Source organism: Acinetobacter sp. GFQ9D191M, assembly GCF_011174875.1.
Taxonomy (GTDB): Bacteria; Pseudomonadota; Gammaproteobacteria; order Pseudomonadales; family Moraxellaceae; genus Acinetobacter.
The window spans coordinates 1-16892 of sequence record NZ_JAALGV010000038.1 but is presented as its reverse complement, the minus strand read 5'-3'; the positions used below and the strand labels follow the sequence as shown (position 1 = coordinate 16892).

Genomic DNA, 16892 nt, shown 5'->3' with positions numbered 1-16892 from the left:
AGCACAAAGCATGCAATAGCGTGGGTGAATTAAGCAAACTGCAACAAAGCCTGTACATGTTGTTGCTATTGATTGCAGGAAGTAGCATCAACTTATCTCAATCGAATTTTTACGGGCCAATTACCCGTCTATAGCCAGTTTTTGTATTCTGAATATTCAGCCTGATTTATTCCTTGTGCTTCTGTAAAAGCATTTCTTTGTAATCCCTTCTGCATCATGTAAAATTATGGCCCATTACATAATGAATACGAATGAGAGAGTGAATCCGTGCGTAAAATCCTAGTCACCAATGCCCTTCCTTACGCCAATGGCCCGATTCATATGGGTCACTTACTCGGCTATATCCAGGCTGATATATGGGTACGTGCGATGCGCGCGATGGGTCATGACGTGACGTATGTCTGTGCGGATGATGCTCATGGTACAGCGATCATGCTGCGTGCTGAGGCAAATGGCATTTCACCTGAAGCACAGATTGCCAATGTGCAAAAAGAACATATTCGTGACTTTGACGGTTTCGGTGTGCATTTCGATCATTATGACTCTACCCACAGTGATACCAACCGCGCCCGCGCTTCAGAAATCTATATCAAAAACCGTGAAGCCGGTAATATTGCAGTTCGCCCTGTAACCCAGTTATTTGACCCTGAAAAAGGCATGTTCCTGTCAGACCGTTTCATTAAGGGTACATGCCCAAAATGTAAGGCGGAAGATCAATACGGCGATTCATGTGAAGTTTGCGGTACAACTTACAACGCGACTGAATTATTAAATCCAAAATCGACTTTAAGCGGCGCGACTCCTGTTGAGAAATCTTCGGATCATTACTTCTTTAAACTGCCAAATTTTGGTGAATACCTGCAAAAATGGACTCGTGACGAAGGCCGTCTACCCGTATCTATCGCCAACAAACTGGATGAATGGTTTGACAATGGCTTGAACGACTGGGACATCTCACGTGATGCACCGTATTTCGGCTTTGAAATTCCTGATGCGCCAAACAAATATTTCTATGTGTGGGTGGATGCGCCAATCGGCTATATGTCGAGCTTCGAGAATTACATCAAAACTAAACGTCCTGATTTAAGCTTCGATGATTTCTGGAAAAAAGATTCTAAAAATGAAGTCTATCACTTCATTGGTAAAGACATCGTTTACTTCCATGCCCTGTTCTGGCCTGCAATGCTGGAAGGTGCAGACTACCGTACACCAACCGGTTTATTTGTGAATGGCTTCCTGACTGTAAATGGTCAAAAGATGTCTAAATCTCGCGGTACCTTCATTAAAGCTGAAACTTATTTACAGCATTTGAACCCTGAATACCTGCGTTATTACTTTGCTTCTAAACTTTCTGACAAGGTTGAAGATTCTGACCTGAATCTGGATGACTTCGTTCAGAAAGTGAATTCGGACCTAGTGGGTAAAGTAGTGAATATCGCCAGCCGTTGTGCAAAATTCATCAATACCAAGTTTGACAACAAGCTAAGTGCAACTTGTGCCGAGCCTGAACTGGTTCAAAGCTTTATTGATGCTGGCGATTCAATTGCCAAAGCTTATGAAACCCGTGAATTCTCGGCAGCGATCCGTGAAATCATGGCACTTGCAGATAAAGCCAACCAATACATTGATGAAAAAAAACCTTGGGCTTTAGCGAAAATTGAAGGCGAAGAACAACAGGTTCACGATGTGTGTTCTGTCGGTATTAACCTATTCCGTCAATTGGCTGTGTATTTAGCTCCAGTGTTACCAACATTGGCTGCTCAGGTTCAGGCCTTCCTAAAACTAGCTTCTTTCGACTTTGCTTCACGTACAGAAATCTTAACAGGTCATGAAATTGCATTGTTCCAGCCATTGATGCAACGTGTTGATCCGAAAGCTGTGGCTGCGATGGTCGATGCATCTAAAGATTCTTTAGCTGCACCTGCTGCTGAACCAGCAAAAGCTGAGAAGAAAAAAGAGAAAGCCAAAGAGAAGAAAGCTGAGCCTAAAGTCGGTGAAGCTGAAATCATCACCATTGATGACTTCATCAAAGTTGACCTGCGTGTAGCGGAAGTTCTGGATGCTGCAACGGTTGAAGGTTCTGACAAGCTTTTACAACTCACGTTAAATGTCGGTGAAGCTGAACCACGTAATGTCTTCAGCGGTATCCGTGAGTTTTATAAACCGGAAGACCTGAAAGGTAAACTGGTGGTGATGGTTGCGAACCTTGCTCCACGTAAAATGCGTTTTGGTATTTCAAACGGTATGGTACTTGCGGCTGGTAATGGCGAAGGCGTTTGGGTGATTTCACCTGAATCTGGTGCTAAACCGGGTGATAAAGTTTCTTAAGATTTAGGTCTTAGATAGAAGAAAAGCCTCTACTGATGTAGGGGCTTTTTACTTAGTCTAATAAAATAATACTCAGCCAATAAAAGTTCTTCATCTTTAATTTTTTTTACCATTTATACAATATATTTTCTTGTTTTTAAAAAATATATCTATAGAATTTAAACGCTTTTTTATTTTTAGAATTATTCGGGGTAAACATGAAAAAATTACTAGTTTCAGCTTTAGCAGCATCAACAATTGTATTCACAGGATGTTCAGTTCGTATGGCTGATATGACTGTAGCTTCAACGAAAAACTTCAACCTAAACTCAACTCAGTTCGTTAAAGGCGAACGCGTTAAAGGCGAAGATAAAGTTCCAGTAATTTTATTCCCTTTAGGTATTCCTAATTTCAAAACAGCAGTAGATCGTGCAATTGAAAAAGATCGTTGTGCAGTAGCACTTTCTGATGTAGTCATCACTCAACTAAATCAAGCATTTCTTGTAGGCCAAATTGGCTATCGCGTAGAAGGCACTCAAATTATTGACCGTTCTCAGCCTGAATGCAGTAAATAATTGCTTATTAAAAAAGCCTCTATCTTTAGAGGCTTTTTTACGTCGATCTATAAATCGGATAGCACTTATTTATCGAGAAAAAATTCCCAGATGACATAGCCAATGCCGAAGCCTAGCAATGAATATAAGGTAATAATGAAAAATACAAATGCTGCATTATTTTTCTTTTTCCAAAAACTCATAGCGATACCCAAGGCTGTTTGCAATACCCCATGTTAACGGGCTTTTTTATAAAAGTGAAATTTATCTAAGTATTTTATTTATAAAAATATTTTTAGATAAAAAATCTTTTATTTCCTTACAAAATCAATATACAGATTTGAACTGAATGCCTAGTACAGATATTCAATTTCTCCTCTCTTTTTTAAAAAGGTAAATATTTTTATATTCTATTTTCATGCTTTACATGCTAATACATAGCATAAACCTCATAACCATAAGAATTGCCATGAATATTTTAAAGACATCCCTTCTCACCTCTCTACTTTCATTATCTGTTTTGGGTATAAGTGTGAGTCAGGCTGCTGAACCTGCAACAATTGCTTCACCAAAACAAGTCGCCGGCTACTATCATCACCAAATTGGTAATACCCAGATTACGGCTCTGCTTGATGGTACAAACTACTTAAATCCATCGATGTTTAAAGGCTTAACTGATGCAGAAAAAACAGAAATTTTGAAGAAATATCATGCCGATCAAGCCAAAGGTATACAGACTTCAGTCAATGCTTTCCTGATTAATACAGGCAATCAACTACTTATGGTGGATAGCGGAGCTGCAAGCTGCTTTGGTACACACTTAGGGTCAATTTATAACAATCTCAAAGCATCGGGTTATCAGCCTGCACAAGTGAGTGGCATTTTCCTGACTCATCTCCACCCTGACCATGTTTGTGGCATTTCAAATAACGGCGCAGCAAATTATCCAAATGCCACCTTACATATTTCTAAAACCGAATATGACTACTGGCTGAGTCCAAATACCGTCAAAAAACTACCGAAAGACCAGCAGGAAAGTTTCTTAGGCACCGTAGAGAAAATTAAAGCAGCCCTTGCACCCTATGAAAAAGCTAAAAAAGTAAAAGTCTTTTCTGATAAATCTTTAGCCTTTGGGGGGGTCGAGTTTAAGCCATCCTTTGGTCATACCCCAGGGCATTACAGCTTTAAACTCAAAGCAGATGGCCAAGAAGTGGTTTTTGTGGGTGACATCGTCCATTCACATACCTTGCAATTCGACAAACCTGAAACAGCCATAGAATTCGATGTCGATCCTAAAACTGCGGTGCAAACCCGTTTAAAGCATTTTGCTGAATACGCCAAGCAAGGTCAGACCATTGCAGCACCACATTTACCCTTCCCTGGAATCGGTCATATTTACTCAAAAGATGGAAAGAGCTATCAATGGATTCCTGTGCATTTTAAAGATTAAATGAATACTTCAGAGATTTTAGCTCCGGATGAAACCCTAATTTATTAGGGTTTTATTTATTGGAGATATAGCTAATCAATAGTCTATATGACTTCTCAAATTTTAAAATATGATGGAATTTTGCAATTCAAAATCATCTTTCATTTAATTTTTTTAAATTTTTTCTTAAAAATCCTTTCACTTTTCATGTGCACCTTTAGCACACATTTTTAACATGCCATTTTCCCTGATAAAGCTAAATATCTAAAAAACAAAATATAAATTTAAATTTTATCTTTTCTTATGATGTCTTAGTTTGGTGCATAAAATTCTATTGTGCTTTATATCGAGTCTTGTCAGTTTCAAGAAATTCATTATCAAAATTTCCCTTGTTAGTAACTCTTTTCGAATCAGTTTGCCTCTATATACTGGATTTCTTTTGTGATTCTATGCACTAAATTGGAACACACAATGCAAAATATAGTCTTATTATTTCTCCTTCTCGGTGCAGTTCTAGTGCTTGCCATGCATGCAGGATTTGCGTTTTTAGAACTAGGGACAGTTCGCCATAAGAATCAGGTCAATGCCTTAAGTAAAATTCTCACTGACTTTTCCCTATCTGCCATCGCTTACTTTCTGGTGGGCTACTATATTGCCTATGGTCAGCATTTTTTCCACGATGCCTCTACTTTAGCAGCCGATCATGGTTATAACCTGATGCGCTGTTTCTTCCTGCTGACCTTTGCCGCAGCTATTCCTGCGATTATCTCGGGAGGTATTGCTGAACGGGCTAAAATGCGTTCGCAGGCTTTAGCGACTTTATTTCTGGTGGCTCTGATTTATCCATTTTTTGAAGGAATGATCTGGAATGGCAACTTTGGTTTCCAGGACTGGCTGGCAAATACCTTCGGTGCCAACTTCCACGACTTTGCCGGCTCTGTGGTCGTGCATGGCATGGGAGGCTGGATTGCTCTGGCTGCAGTCGTTTTACTTGGTGCACGTAATGGTCGATATAAGAATGATGGCCGGATTACTGCACATCCACCATCATCTATCCCTTTCCTTGCTCTAGGCTCATGGATTCTGATTGTTGGCTGGTTTGGCTTTAATGTAATGAGTGCACAACGCCTGGATGCTATTTCCGGACTGGTTGCGATTAACTCTTTAATGGCAATGGTCGGTGGAACTATTGCAGCAAAAGTAGCGGGTAAAGATGACCCGGGCTTCTTGCATAATGGTCCATTAGCCGGACTGGTTGCCATCTGTGCAGGTTCTGATGTGGTACATCCACTGGGTGCATTATTTATCGGAATCAGCGCAGGCGTGATTTTTGTAAAACTATTCACCTATACCCAAAATAAACTTAAAGTGGATGATGTATTAGGGGTTTGGCCTTTGCATGGTGTATGTGGTGCTTTCGGTGGAATTGCTGTCGGTGTATTCGGTCAGCAATGGCTAGGAGGTATGGGCGGTGTTTCTATTATTTCACAGCTATTCGGCACCGTACTGGCGATTGTAGTAGCTCTGGTGGGTGGATTTCTGGTTTATGGTCTGCTGAAAGTGTTGATCGGTATTCGTCTGAGTCAGGAAGAAGAATTTACCGGTGCGGATTTATCTATTCACCGGATCTCGGCAAATTCGGAAGAAAATATTTTTTAAGAACCAAATTAAAAAAGCCCCGAATCATTGGGGCTTTTTTTATGGTCTGCGATAATTGGAAAATTACTTCATCCCAAAGATCAGCTTTAATCCCAGCACGGTCATGACCGCCCCTGCTGCACGGTCAAAACCGGCTTTAAACTTCAAATATACTCGACGTGGCTTTTCAGCAGAAAGTGCAACGGCCACCAGCGAGCACCAGCCTGCATCAATAAAGAAACATAAAACCGGTAATACAAAATAAAAGTAAGTTGGAATTTCTTTTGGCAAAAGCGCAGTAAAAATACTGGCCAATACAATGGCAATTTTTGGGTTAGATAATTGAGTAATCAAACCTGTCATATAAGCACGACGTAAGGACATCTGAGTTTGACTGTCATCGCCTGCATCGATTGGCTCTTTGGCATGCTTGATAATTTTAAAAGCCAACCAGAGCAGATATAAACCACCACAAATTTTAAGCGCCAGATAGGCAGATGGCACCGCCAGTAAAAATGCCTGCAAACCTAGAATTGCCAGCAGACCAAAAATAGCCGCCCCTGTTCCAGTACCTAAAGCTGTAAATAGGCCATGCTTACGTGAGATCGCAATTGAATTTTTCGCTACATAAATAGAAGTCGGTCCTGGGCTCATTGCACCTAACATGAGTGCAAAGGCAATTGAACCTAAAATCCAAAATGATTCCACGTGACCATCCAAACTTAAAATGAATGGCTTATTTTAAGTAAAAATAATTTATTTTGCTTTAATATTTCTACACAAATGATGCAATATTTGTGCGAAATCCGGCTATTTCTTCAATTGGTCTTGAGCGGTGAGGGATGAATCAAGCATCTTATAATCATGGTCATGCACCGGCACTCCGCCAATGATCATGCTTCGTGTATCAGTTTTAGGCTTATTCAAAGGATCATCGCAGCCAGATAAGCCTACTAAGAGCAATACACTTAAAATCGTACAGGATAGTATTTTCATTATTCTATCCTCCTCTAAGTTCCCTATAAGATTCAGATTAGCAAATTTGTTTAAATTTTCAGCATATGAATTGTGACAATCTACAAAATTTTATTCTTAGTTTAAGGAGCTCATGATTCTGCCATCCTGCTGATTCTATTTCGCTATAATTTGCTCATTCTTAGCTTATGAAAATACCATGTTTGAAAAAATCGCCCAGCATATTCCAGACCAGCGCATCTGGCTGAAAGACAGGTTTGTAACCATACGCCGTCTGGATCTGGTGCATCCGCAAATATCAGGCAACAAGTTTTTTAAACTGAAATACAACTTTCTGGAAGCACAGCAACTTGGCTTTAAAAAGCTGCTTACTTTTGGTGGCGCTTATTCCAATCATATTGCCGCAACGGCGTTTGCAACACGGCAGTTTGGCTTTGAGAGTGTCGGCATTATTCGGGGTGAGGAACTGGCCCATCAGCCTTTAAACCCCACTTTAGCGTTGGCACAACAATTCGGAATGCAACTGCATTTTGTGAGTCGTGAAGAATATCGACGTAAACAGGACGCTAATTATCTAACAGCGTTAGCACAAAAATTTCCTGTACATTGCATCATTCCTGAAGGCGGTACTAATGCATTGGCGATTCGGGGATGTCAGGAGATTCTAAAGGATGGTGACGCACAATTTGACGTGATCTGCTGTGCAGTAGGCACTGGAGGCACGATCACAGGTTTGATTGAAGCCAGCCAGCCTCATCAACAGGTATTAGGATTTTCTGCCTTAAAAGGCAACTTCCTGAATGAGGAGGTGGCTAAGCTGACCAAGAAAAGAAACTGGTCCATTCTCGATGATTATTGTTGCAGTGGTTATGCCAAAACCACTCCTGAACTGATCCAGTTTATACAGCACTTTGAAGCTGAATATGATATTCCCTTAGAGCAGATTTATACTGGAAAAATGCTGTTGGGAATTTCAAATCTGATTGAAAAAGGCTGCTTTCCACCAGAAACAAAACTGCTGATCCTGCATACTGGTGGACTACAAGGTCGAAATATTTAAATCGCTTAAAGTTCTGATCGAAACTTAAATGCCTATCGGATTATTTTCATTGAGTGCAATTAGCCCTTTGACCAGCCGATAGACATGCCAGACAAAGACCAGAAAAATAATCACAAAACCGATTAGAATCACGGTGAGCAGCCCACCTAGAATATAACCCAGCAAGCTGAACCAGAAGGTTTTAATCTGCCAGTCCACATGACTTTCCAGCCAGGTGCCCCGCATTTCATCACGTTTAATATAATTCATGATAATGGCGATTAATGGGGTTATTCCCAGGAAAAAACCCAGTAGATGAAGAATATAGCTGATCAGATTATATTGTTTGTATGCTGCCGTATCCGTCATAAATTATTCCTTTTCATTGTGATTATTTTTTAGGCATGACAAAACTATGCATGAATCCGCCAGCTGCTTCAAATTATTTATGATAAATATTCGCTAACACGTTGTAATTCGGGCAGCCCCCTTCAGGAATAGCCAAAGCTGAAATAAAATTGTCTATAATGCTCCCCTTTCTTCTCCCTTGAGTGTGTCATGTCTGTTCAGCAATACGATGTTTTGGTCATAGGTGCAGGTGCATCAGGTTTAATGACGGCCTATATGGCAGCACAACGTGGTCGTAAAGTCGTAGTCGTTGAAAAAGCCAATAAGGTGGGTAAGAAAATCCTGATGTCCGGTGGTGGCAAATGCAATTTCACCAACCTCTATGTCGAACCTGAAAATTTCATCTCGCACAATCCGCATTTCGTGATTTCAGCACTGAGCCGCTATACCAATTGGAATTTTATTGGCATGGTCTGCGAATATGGCATCGAGTATGAAGAACGTAAACATGGACAGTTATTCACCTTAAATGGTGCTAAAGAAATTCTGGCGATGTTGCTGTCCGAATGTGACAAGACCGGGCTGGTCGAAATCAAAACCAACTGCGAAGTGAAAGCCGTCAATACTGTAGATGATCAGGGATTTCAGGTAGCCACTTCTTTAGGATATTTTGAAGTGGAATCGGTTGTGGTTGCTTCAGGCGGCCTATCGATTCCGACTCTAGGCGGTTCAGGCATCGGCTATGAGATTGCCAGACAGTTTGGACATCATGTCTATCCAACCCGTGCCGGTCTGGTGCCTTTTACTTTCTCGGATAGTTTCAAGGAAGTCACCACCCGTCTGAGCGGTAATGCAGTCGAAGCCACGCTGTCTAATGATCTAAACAGTTTTACCGAAGCCCTGCTGTTTACCCATCGTGGTCTGAGCGGTCCTAGCTCTCTACAACTGTCAAATTACTGGGATGTTGGCCAAAGTTTTAAGGTCGACTTTCTGCCAAGTGTCGACCTGTTTGATTTCTTTAAATCTAAAAAACAGAGTCAGCCTAAAGTTCTACTACGTACACTATTGACCGAACATTTACCGAAGAGCGTAGTACTAGAATTACAGAATCTGATCTGGGTTGAAGTGACTGAAACATCTATTGGCAATATTAGTGATGACAAGCTCGAACAGATTGCCAAGCGTTTAAGTGGCTTTGAACTGAAGCCTTCTGGAACTGAAGGTTACCGGACAGCCGAGGTGACTTTGGGCGGCGTAGATACAACCGAAGTTTCATCTAAAACCATGGAAAGCAAAAAACAGAAAGGCTTGTATTTTGTGGGCGAGATACTGGATGTGACTGGTCATTTGGGAGGTTTTAACTTCCAATGGGCATGGTCATCAGCGCATGCCGCATCGGAATATGTTTAATACAGAGATGATCTGGGAAAAGAAAATACTTCGCTTATTCCAGATAATCCGTTTTAAACAGGTTGAGATTGGCCGTACTTTCTAAACGGTCAATCGTCAGTTGCATTTTCTGAGCCGCTTCCTGCAGATGTAAGGGTACTTGATCTGCCATAGGCGCCATGAATTTATGCTGCAATGTTTTCCACATCTTATTGATCTCCTTTTTCTTTATATTTTTAATGCAAGAAAAATACCAAAATCATTTTAGTATTCACTTGAATATTCTATATTTTTAAAAAAAGAAATTCTATGTGGAGTGACTGAGCAGTATTCAGGCTTAGTTAAATTCGTCTGGATCAGGTATTTTCTTATCCAGCTCTCGTTCAGCCTGCTCATCCTGTTTGCTTTTCACAAAGACAAATCGATAGGCAGCCGTGAAAAAGCCAATGGTTATGCCTGCTATCACTAAGGGTGCTAACAGATTATTCGGTTTCTTGGCATTCATTCAGATTTCCTCAGGATTAAAAAAATCGACCACTCAAGCGTGGCCGATTATGTTTAAATAGAACAGGTTAATTCGGGTCATCTTTTTTTGGATGACTATCGACATCCGGTTCTTCTTCACCTGTAGAACCAAATGGATTATTCGCTGGTGGATGAGTTGGATCAACTTGAAGCGAATCCGGTACAGCCTGATCGACATCTGGTGTCACCTGATCTACACCTGAAGCTTCATCATCCTGCGGTGCAGTGGTCAAGGTCGCTGGCGTACTATTGGATAAATTGGTACGCATCGGCGCATTGTCATCTTGTGATTGATCTTGATTCGGCACAATATTTTCTCCTGTAGTTGAACTGCCTGCACCTGTAGTACCACTGACATCAGCACCTAAGCCTGAAGTCATGATATTAGTTTCATTTTTCAAAGGATTCGGCTCTTTAGCTTCTCGTTTAGCTTTATCGATCAAATCAGTCAGTACACGTTCTGCTGGTTGACGGCCACCGAGACCAAAGGCCAAGGCAAATGCCACAGCAACAGCACCCAGAGTTAAACCGAAGGCCAGATTCACGATCGAGTCAGCAATGCCCATGGCACGTAGACCCATCGCAATGACCAGACCCATGATCAGTACACGAACTAGGTTCGCTAACCAGCGTGAACTGTTGTATTCACCACGTTGCACAATATTGGCAACTACATTGGCCAGCCAGAAGCCGATCACCAGGATTACAGCACCTAGCAGGATGTTTGCACCGAAGTAGATGAACATCGCAATCAGGCCACTTACCTGTTCAAAGCCTAAACGGTCCGCTGCTTCGGAAACTGCAAATAGCATGGTGAACAGTACAATCAGATAACCCACCAGACTTGATAGTTTGGTTTTGCCTAGGAAGCGTTGCAGATCCAGTTTAGCTGGAACCTCATCTACGCCTGTTCCGGCAACGACTTCAGTCACCAGACGTGCTACCAGTCTAGACACCACATAAGCCAGAATCAGAATCAGTGCGGCTGCAATGATATTTGGAATGGCATTCATGATCTCATACAGCATTGCAGTTGCTGGTTGAGAAATTGCTTCGATACCCAGTGCTTCAAATGCAATGATTAATGACGTAATAATTACAACTGCGAAGATGAATGAACCAATCAGTTGAGCGACATTCGAGTTTTTGAAAATGCCGACTTTTTCAGCTTGATGTTGAATATTCAGGCTGTTGAGCAAACCTTCAACTATACCGCGAACGATTTTTGCCAGAATGTATCCGACAAATACAATAACTGCAGCAATGAAGATATTAGGCAGATAACTTACAACATCAGTCAGCATGTTCTGCACTGGCAGTAATAAACCATGTAGACCTAGAATCGACAAGACGATTGGCAAGAACAGCAGTAAAATCAGCCAGTAAACAATTTCACTGATATTTTGGCTAATCGGGCTGACACCGACTTCGGCACTCAGCTTTTCATCCAGCTGGGTGCGATCAAGCATTTTTTGCAAGCCGACTTTGACCAGATTCGCCACAATCCACCCGACAAAGGCCACAGCAATAGCCGCCAGCAATTGTGGAATAAAGAGCAGGAACTGCTGGATCATATTACTGAACGGTCCACTCACTGCGGTCAGATTCAGTACGTTAAGTGCACCGATGACCGCAATAATCAGAATAATCCAGAACACAACACGAGCGATAATACTCTCGACATTAGAGCGATGTCCTGTCGCTGCATTTAAGTGTGTATTGGTCCCTAGTTTTTGCAAGATTTTTTTAACACCTGCCGAGACGAGTAATGCAATAATCCAACCTAGGACTAATATGGCAATTGCACTAAGAATTGGATGAAACTGATCCCAGTAGTACATGGCATCATAGCCACCACGTGGGCCTCTCATATAATCATTCATGTTTTCTGCCCTCTTTGTTATTACGCTATTTGTCTGAATTCACGAGCTTATTTTTGAAATCTTCAGCTCTTTCCGATTGCTTATAAAGCTTGAACTTCCTGTGCTTAGCTTGCCTGGAGATACAGAACTTTGAAAAACATCACCACCTATTGCAAAAAAGCCCTAGTCATGAACCAGAGCTTTTTTTAATAATTCCAATTATTGGGTGGCCTGTTGAGCATCAGTTGCAGTAGCTTCTGCTGTATCTTGTGACATTTCGCCTACAGTGGCTGTTGCTTCTGTCATCGCATCATCTGCAGTAGCCATTGCTTCATTGCTTTCACCGCCTGGAGTAGCCGCCGGACTACCATTATTGGCAGGGGCTTCAGTCGCTGGTACTGGTGTATTAGGCTGGGTCGCAGGCGCATCTGGCTTCACATCTGCAAACATATAGAACAGGACTGCCAGTAAAAAGATACCGACCAAAATCAGGATATAGACAGGAATGCGCTTCTTCTGCGTAATTGCTGCCTGATCATGCAAAGGTGGTTTTTTATTAAAATCATCAACCATGACCATTCTCACTCTTTCTTATTCATAAGTAGATTTTTATCATAACAAGCAGTTATCACAGCTTCTGTGACAAAAGATGGTGAGATAGTGAATGGATGTAAGTTATATGTATGAGTCTGATGAACTTGGTATTAGTTTCAAAAAAAGGCATTTTCTAGCCTGAACATACTATGGTCTTATGGTTAGAAACTCTCTTCCCAGACAGTTGATACTGCCGGTTTTTAGCTGATTTATCAGGAGTTGAATTGTCTATAAAACAAACAATATACCACTATGATTTTATTAAATTTTAAACACATTCTAAGTGGGCTAAAACATGCTGTAAAAATACCATTTTTCAATATACCTGCTACTTTGCGCAAAATACGTTATAATTATCCACCTTATTTTTCATGCACCCGAGTTTTATGGCGTATCGTCAACAGAGTGTATCGCTTGATCTTGACACTGACGTCACACATCAATGTGCTTTGCACTACACTCGTGATCAGCATCTGATTGGAATCATTGAATTTAGCAAACCAAGTTTTATGCTACGCTGGCAGGATCTGGAATATTTCCGCCGCCGTACTGAAGAAATGTCGGTAATGCCTTTTCCGGACTGCATTAATGCCATGGTCATTGATGTACGGAATGTTGCGGCCTGGCTAGATAATGACGTTCCGATTATTCCATGGCGCCTACTGGAAGAAGATTGTCCGGTACGTCTAGTTGTGCCTGCGGATCGAATTGAACATTATGCTGGTTTCTTTGAGCCGACCTGGTTAACGACCGATACAGATACTGCCATTCAGGAAATCCGTGACTTTATGGATATGTTTGTACATTAATTCCTGAATAGTAAAAAAACCTCCATATGGAGGTTTTTTTGTGCCTAAAACTCCTCCCTTTATTAAAGGGAGGTTGGGAGGGATTAAATTCGGTTTATTTAATTCTTTGTTTTTAAATTCACTCCCCCCTCCTCCTTTAATAAAGAGAAAAGGTTTTATTCCCTCTCCTCTTGGGAGAGGGTTAGGGAGAGGTAAATTATTTAAGAACCCTCACCCCATCCCTCTCCCAACGAGAGGGTGATAAAGGATTACCAATAATTCTCTACCGCAATATTTCCTTCACCACGACGGTTCATAGTCAGGCCACGTGCTTTTAGCGCTTCTTTGGTATCTTCCACCATTTCCGGATTACCACAGAGCATCACGTGACTGGTTTCAGGATTAAGCTGAAGTCCTGCTGCCCGTTCAAGTTCCCCATTCTCAATCAAAATAGGTAAACGATGATGAAGCACTGCTTCAGGATCGCGGGTAATGATTGGAATAAATTTAAAACCTGTATGGCCTTCGCCAAAGCTCTCAGCAATTTCCTGAATACGGTCGACATAAGCCAGTTCGTCTTGCGTACGGACGCTATAAACCAGGTTAATATGTTTATATTTATTCCAGGTTTCAAAGTCTTGCAGCATGGATAAAAATGGTGCCAGACCTGTACCTGTGCCAAGCAGCCATAAATCTTGTGGTAATGGCAATTGATAACGCGCCAAAGTCAGATAGCCATAGGGAATTTTCTCTAAGTAGAGTTCATCGCCTACTTTAAGATGTTGTAAATTCGAAGTAAATTTCCCTTCCGGAACCACAATCGAAAAAAATTCCAGCGTTTCATCAAAAGGCGATGACACGACTGAATATGCCCGAACGACCAGTTCATCCCCCACTTTCAAGCCAATACGCGCAAACTGTCCTGCCGTAAACTTGAAATGCGCAGGTCTGGTCATGGTGAAACTAAACAGCGTATTGGTCCAACGGTGTACAGATAAAACCTTTTCTAAGCTAAATTTTTCAATAGACATGATTCAAACGTGGCATCAAAGACTATGCTCATGGTAGCATGACAGCATAATTTATTAATATTTTTTAAATGTTAAGGCTCTATTCATGCGCATGACTTTACGCCAGTTGGCTGTTTTTGTAGCAGTTGCTCAAGAAGGCACCGTCACTAAAGCCAGTGATGCAGTCAAACTCACCCAAAGTGCGGCGAGTATGGCTTTAGCAGATTTAGAAGATGGTCTTGGCGCGCCTTTATTCGACCGTCTTGGTAAGCGTTTACAGCTCAATGACTTAGGTCGTTTTCTTCTCCCGCAAGCTCTTGAAATCCTTGGCCGCTGTGAAGCTTTCGAGCAGGCAGCCAAAGGTGAACTGCAAAGCATTGACCTTCGTCTCGGTGCGACGCTGACCATTTCCGACTATCTGATGCCAGATCTGATGGCGGATTTCCTGAAAATCCAGCCACAGGCTCACTTGCAACTGCAGGTCGGCAATACCCGTCAAATGATCGAAGCCGTAAATCAGTTCCAGCTAGATTTGGCCCTGATTGAAGGTTCTTGCCATTTACCACAACTGCAATGTATTCATTGGCGCGATGATGAACTGGCAGTATGCTGTGCGCCGGATCATCCTCTAGCTCAGCTAAACCGTCCGCTCACTGCTGAAGATTTTAAATCGGTTGAATGGATTTTGCGTGAAGAAGGTTCAGGAACTCGTGAAGTCTTTGATAATGCCATTTTAAAAGATGTACCTGATGCCAATATTCGTCTGACTCTAGGTCATAATGAAGCGATTCTGAAGATTGTGGCAGGTGGTTTAGGGATGTCCTGTATTTCCAAGCTGGCGATTGAACCTTTGCAGGAAAAAGGTCAACTGGTCATTCTGAATACTCCATTCTGGTCACTCACCCGTCCTTTATTTATGCTGGTACACCGCCAAAAATATCAAGGACCAGGTCTTAAAGCCTTTATGAAATTCTGTGAAGCATAAATTTCACTTTCAATAAAAAAAAGCGCCTTTTGGCGCTTTTTTTTATTTACCGATGTCCAAATTGGCTTTCACATGGGATCCCATCGCCATCACCATCCATTTTGGTATTTGGACAATTTCTTAAAAAGTATAAAGCTTCTTCATATGAACTCATTTGACTACAATGCTGTCGTCCATCACAGCTAAAATTCTGCTGTACTTGTGGTTCTTCAACTATACGTTGCACTTCTACTGGCTGTATTCTGCTGCTTTGCCAATCCTGATATTTGTTATAAACCGCATAGGCTAAGCCAATCATAATCAGAAATCCAATGTAAGTGCTAAAGCTACTTTTCTTCTCTTGAGATTGTTTTCGTTGAGTAATACGAGGCTTATTTTCTAATGCTCGTGACTGAGGCGTATGTCGAGGGGTTTCCGTTTTGAGATCCAAACGCACAATATTGTCTGCTTTAAACTTGCCTGCATCCTGTACTTTGAGAAACTTTAACCTTTCCCCAACTTTTGGTGGCACATTCTTATTTGGAAAGTCTTTAATATGGAAGAATAAATCTTTTGACTCACCCGCTATCTCAATAAAACCAAAACCTCGTTCTTCGTTATAGGTCTTGATCTTCCCCTCTAAAAACATAATTCACTCTATTGTTTGATATTTTTAACTATTGTATTCAAAAAGCGTTTTTAATTCTAAAAATAAAAAAGCACCGTAAGATGCTTTTTTTATTTGAAGGATGAGACAAATATCTTAATAAATGAGAACCTAACTTAAATTTCTCCAAAAATTATAAATCCAATCGCTGTTACCAGAATCAACCAGAGTGTGGGACTAAAGAAAATAGTATTGCGTGCCGGATTGACTATTGCAGAAGTAGAAGCTAGAGATGGTAATACAACTACTTCAGAAACGAACTCTTCCTGATGCTTGATATCCAGACGTACCATATTCTCCAGCTGAATCGTATTTTGCTCTTCAATTATTCTAAATTTAAGTCGTTCTCCGACTTGAGGCGCGATTTCAGGTGAAGGTAGTTGATCTAACTGAAAATTAAGCTCCTGTGCATTATTTTTTAGTTCAATACTCCCAGTCCCACGTACAGCATCATAGGTTTTAATTCTTCCATCTGTAAACATGATATGTGTCCCTAGATCATTCAACAGATGCGTAGTTTATATGGAAGGGATTAAAGGATATTGTTGAGCTTTGGTGGGTATTTTATTGTTTTCGCAACATTTTATAAGGTTCTGATTACACAAGATTCCTACAACTTACGTAAACTCATAACTCAAATAAAAAAAAGAGGCCCTAAGGCCATTGCTGTCCCACAATTTTTCACAAGAGGAAGCTCAAATGAGCTTCCTCTTGTTTTATGGGTATTTTATCGGGTGAAAATAAAGCTTTTAAAGTTCTTCTTTCAAACAAATTCACTTGAATTATTCTGAGTAAACTTTGAA

Annotated in this window: 18 protein-coding genes and 1 pseudogene; 8 read left to right on the top strand and 11 right to left on the bottom strand. The window is 41.1% G+C overall.

The genetic code is table 11. The features are described from left to right. Positions 1 to 267 precede the first annotated feature (267 nt). The 4 genes from metG to G5T77_RS07135 all read left to right on the top strand — a co-directional run bounded on the left by metG (position 268) and on the right by G5T77_RS07135 (position 5949). On the top strand, positions 268 to 2328 hold the full coding sequence (gene metG, locus G5T77_RS07150; protein WP_166139312.1) for a methionine--tRNA ligase: 2061 nt from the start codon (positions 268 to 270) through the stop codon (positions 2326 to 2328). A 197-nt stretch (positions 2329 to 2525) separates the two neighbouring features. Beyond that, positions 2526 to 2882: a hypothetical protein gene (locus G5T77_RS07145; RefSeq protein WP_034581100.1), complete on the top strand. Its 357-nt coding sequence runs from the start codon at positions 2526 to 2528 to the stop codon at positions 2880 to 2882. Positions 2883 to 3330: 448 nt separating this feature from the next. After that, a complete protein-coding gene (locus tag G5T77_RS07140) occupies positions 3331 to 4311 on the top strand; it encodes an MBL fold metallo-hydrolase (RefSeq protein ID WP_159124395.1) in 981 nt (326 codons plus the stop codon). A gap of 450 nt (positions 4312 to 4761) precedes the next feature. Beyond that, positions 4762 to 5949, top strand: a complete 1188-nt coding sequence (locus G5T77_RS07135; RefSeq protein WP_166139314.1) for an ammonium transporter — start codon at positions 4762 to 4764, stop codon at positions 5947 to 5949. A gap of 63 nt (positions 5950 to 6012) precedes the next feature. Here the strand turns inward: G5T77_RS07135 and G5T77_RS07130 are convergent, their stop codons facing one another. Then, positions 6013 to 6636, bottom strand: coding sequence for a LysE family translocator (locus G5T77_RS07130; RefSeq protein ID WP_034702007.1), 624 nt, complete (start codon positions 6634 to 6636; stop codon positions 6013 to 6015). 102 nt (positions 6637 to 6738) lie between these two features. Next, positions 6739 to 6924 (bottom strand): NF038215 family lipoprotein, encoded by a 186-nt coding sequence (locus tag G5T77_RS07125; protein ID WP_034702009.1) that lies wholly within the window; start codon positions 6922 to 6924, stop codon positions 6739 to 6741. 178 nt (positions 6925 to 7102) lie between these two features. Between G5T77_RS07125 and G5T77_RS07120 the strand changes: the two genes are divergently transcribed. Next, entirely contained in the window at positions 7103 to 7963 is an 861-nt protein-coding gene (locus G5T77_RS07120; RefSeq protein ID WP_159124396.1) for a pyridoxal-phosphate dependent enzyme, read from the top strand. Positions 7964 to 7987: 24 nt separating this feature from the next. Here the strand turns inward: G5T77_RS07120 and G5T77_RS07115 are convergent, their stop codons facing one another. Then, entirely contained in the window at positions 7988 to 8311 is a 324-nt protein-coding gene (locus tag G5T77_RS07115; RefSeq protein ID WP_004785040.1) for a hypothetical protein, read from the bottom strand. Between the two features lie 189 nt (positions 8312 to 8500). On the opposite strand from G5T77_RS07115, the gene G5T77_RS07110 reads away from it, so the two are divergent. Beyond that, complete coding sequence (locus tag G5T77_RS07110; RefSeq protein ID WP_159124397.1) at positions 8501 to 9700, top strand: NAD(P)/FAD-dependent oxidoreductase; 1200 nt, start codon at positions 8501 to 8503, stop codon at positions 9698 to 9700. A 34-nt stretch (positions 9701 to 9734) separates the two neighbouring features. Here G5T77_RS07110 and G5T77_RS07105 read toward each other — a convergent pair whose 3' ends face one another. The 4 genes from G5T77_RS07105 to G5T77_RS07090 all read right to left on the bottom strand — a co-directional run bounded on the left by G5T77_RS07105 (position 9735) and on the right by G5T77_RS07090 (position 12639). After that, positions 9735 to 9887, bottom strand: a complete 153-nt coding sequence (locus tag G5T77_RS07105; RefSeq protein ID WP_166139316.1) for a hypothetical protein — start codon at positions 9885 to 9887, stop codon at positions 9735 to 9737. Positions 9888 to 10016: 129 nt separating this feature from the next. Then, positions 10017 to 10184 carry a hypothetical protein gene (locus G5T77_RS07100; RefSeq protein ID WP_004785046.1) on the bottom strand — a complete coding sequence of 56 codons (168 nt, stop codon included), beginning with the start codon at positions 10182 to 10184 and terminating at the stop codon, positions 10017 to 10019. 67 nt (positions 10185 to 10251) lie between these two features. After that, positions 10252 to 12087 (bottom strand): mechanosensitive ion channel, encoded by a 1836-nt coding sequence (locus G5T77_RS07095; RefSeq protein ID WP_159124398.1) that lies wholly within the window; start codon positions 12085 to 12087, stop codon positions 10252 to 10254. 198 nt (positions 12088 to 12285) lie between these two features. Next, on the bottom strand, positions 12286 to 12639 hold the full coding sequence (locus G5T77_RS07090) for a hypothetical protein (protein WP_034702043.1): 354 nt from the start codon (positions 12637 to 12639) through the stop codon (positions 12286 to 12288). Positions 12640 to 13046: 407 nt separating this feature from the next. On the opposite strand from G5T77_RS07090, the gene G5T77_RS07085 reads away from it, so the two are divergent. Beyond that, the gene (locus G5T77_RS07085) at positions 13047 to 13469 is read left to right on the top strand and encodes a hypothetical protein (RefSeq protein WP_005237048.1); all 423 of its coding nucleotides are present in this window, start codon (positions 13047 to 13049) and stop codon (positions 13467 to 13469) included. 248 nt (positions 13470 to 13717) lie between these two features. Here the strand turns inward: G5T77_RS07085 and G5T77_RS07080 are convergent, their stop codons facing one another. Beyond that, positions 13718 to 14479 (bottom strand): ferredoxin--NADP reductase, encoded by a 762-nt coding sequence (locus G5T77_RS07080; protein WP_159124399.1) that lies wholly within the window; start codon positions 14477 to 14479, stop codon positions 13718 to 13720. Positions 14480 to 14564: 85 nt separating this feature from the next. On the opposite strand from G5T77_RS07080, the gene gigC reads away from it, so the two are divergent. Further along, complete coding sequence (gene gigC, locus G5T77_RS07075) at positions 14565 to 15443, top strand: LysR family transcriptional regulator GigC (protein WP_159124400.1); 879 nt, start codon at positions 14565 to 14567, stop codon at positions 15441 to 15443. A 46-nt stretch (positions 15444 to 15489) separates the two neighbouring features. Here the strand turns inward: gigC and G5T77_RS07070 are convergent, their stop codons facing one another. The 3 genes and pseudogenes from G5T77_RS07070 to G5T77_RS07060 all read right to left on the bottom strand — a co-directional run. Next, entirely contained in the window at positions 15490 to 16071 is a 582-nt protein-coding gene (locus G5T77_RS07070; protein WP_159124401.1) for a cold shock domain-containing protein, read from the bottom strand. Between the two features lie 134 nt (positions 16072 to 16205). After that, complete coding sequence (locus G5T77_RS07065; RefSeq protein WP_004785062.1) at positions 16206 to 16571, bottom strand: hypothetical protein; 366 nt, start codon at positions 16569 to 16571, stop codon at positions 16206 to 16208. Positions 16572 to 16770: 199 nt separating this feature from the next. Then, positions 16771 to 16892, bottom strand: a pseudogene (locus G5T77_RS07060) (IS4 family transposase); the annotation flags it as partial.

What these genes read in the sequence shown, in the direction of transcription:
- G5T77_RS07085 (WP_005237048.1), top strand. Translation starts at nt 13,047, where the DNA reads ATGGCGTATCGTCAACAGAGTGTATCGCTTGATCTTGACACTGACGTC.
- G5T77_RS07100 (WP_004785046.1), bottom strand. Translation starts at nt 10,184, where the DNA reads ATGAATGCCAAGAAACCGAATAATCTGTTAGCACCCTTAGTGATAGCA.
- G5T77_RS07070 (WP_159124401.1), bottom strand. Translation starts at nt 16,071, where the DNA reads ATGTTTTTAGAGGGGAAGATCAAGACCTATAACGAAGAACGAGGTTTT.
- gigC (WP_159124400.1), top strand. Translation starts at nt 14,565, where the DNA reads ATGCGCATGACTTTACGCCAGTTGGCTGTTTTTGTAGCAGTTGCTCAA.
- G5T77_RS07120 (WP_159124396.1), top strand. Translation starts at nt 7,103, where the DNA reads ATGTTTGAAAAAATCGCCCAGCATATTCCAGACCAGCGCATCTGGCTG.
- G5T77_RS07125 (WP_034702009.1), bottom strand. Translation starts at nt 6,924, where the DNA reads ATGAAAATACTATCCTGTACGATTTTAAGTGTATTGCTCTTAGTAGGC.
- G5T77_RS07140 (WP_159124395.1), top strand. Translation starts at nt 3,331, where the DNA reads ATGAATATTTTAAAGACATCCCTTCTCACCTCTCTACTTTCATTATCT.
- G5T77_RS07135 (WP_166139314.1), top strand. Translation starts at nt 4,762, where the DNA reads ATGCAAAATATAGTCTTATTATTTCTCCTTCTCGGTGCAGTTCTAGTG.
- G5T77_RS07090 (WP_034702043.1), bottom strand. Translation starts at nt 12,639, where the DNA reads ATGGTTGATGATTTTAATAAAAAACCACCTTTGCATGATCAGGCAGCA.
- G5T77_RS07115 (WP_004785040.1), bottom strand. Translation starts at nt 8,311, where the DNA reads ATGACGGATACGGCAGCATACAAACAATATAATCTGATCAGCTATATT.
- G5T77_RS07080 (WP_159124399.1), bottom strand. Translation starts at nt 14,479, where the DNA reads ATGTCTATTGAAAAATTTAGCTTAGAAAAGGTTTTATCTGTACACCGT.
- G5T77_RS07105 (WP_166139316.1), bottom strand. Translation starts at nt 9,887, where the DNA reads ATGTGGAAAACATTGCAGCATAAATTCATGGCGCCTATGGCAGATCAA.
- G5T77_RS07145 (WP_034581100.1), top strand. Translation starts at nt 2,526, where the DNA reads ATGAAAAAATTACTAGTTTCAGCTTTAGCAGCATCAACAATTGTATTC.
- G5T77_RS07065 (WP_004785062.1), bottom strand. Translation starts at nt 16,571, where the DNA reads ATGTTTACAGATGGAAGAATTAAAACCTATGATGCTGTACGTGGGACT.
- G5T77_RS07095 (WP_159124398.1), bottom strand. Translation starts at nt 12,087, where the DNA reads ATGAATGATTATATGAGAGGCCCACGTGGTGGCTATGATGCCATGTAC.
- G5T77_RS07110 (WP_159124397.1), top strand. Translation starts at nt 8,501, where the DNA reads ATGTCTGTTCAGCAATACGATGTTTTGGTCATAGGTGCAGGTGCATCA.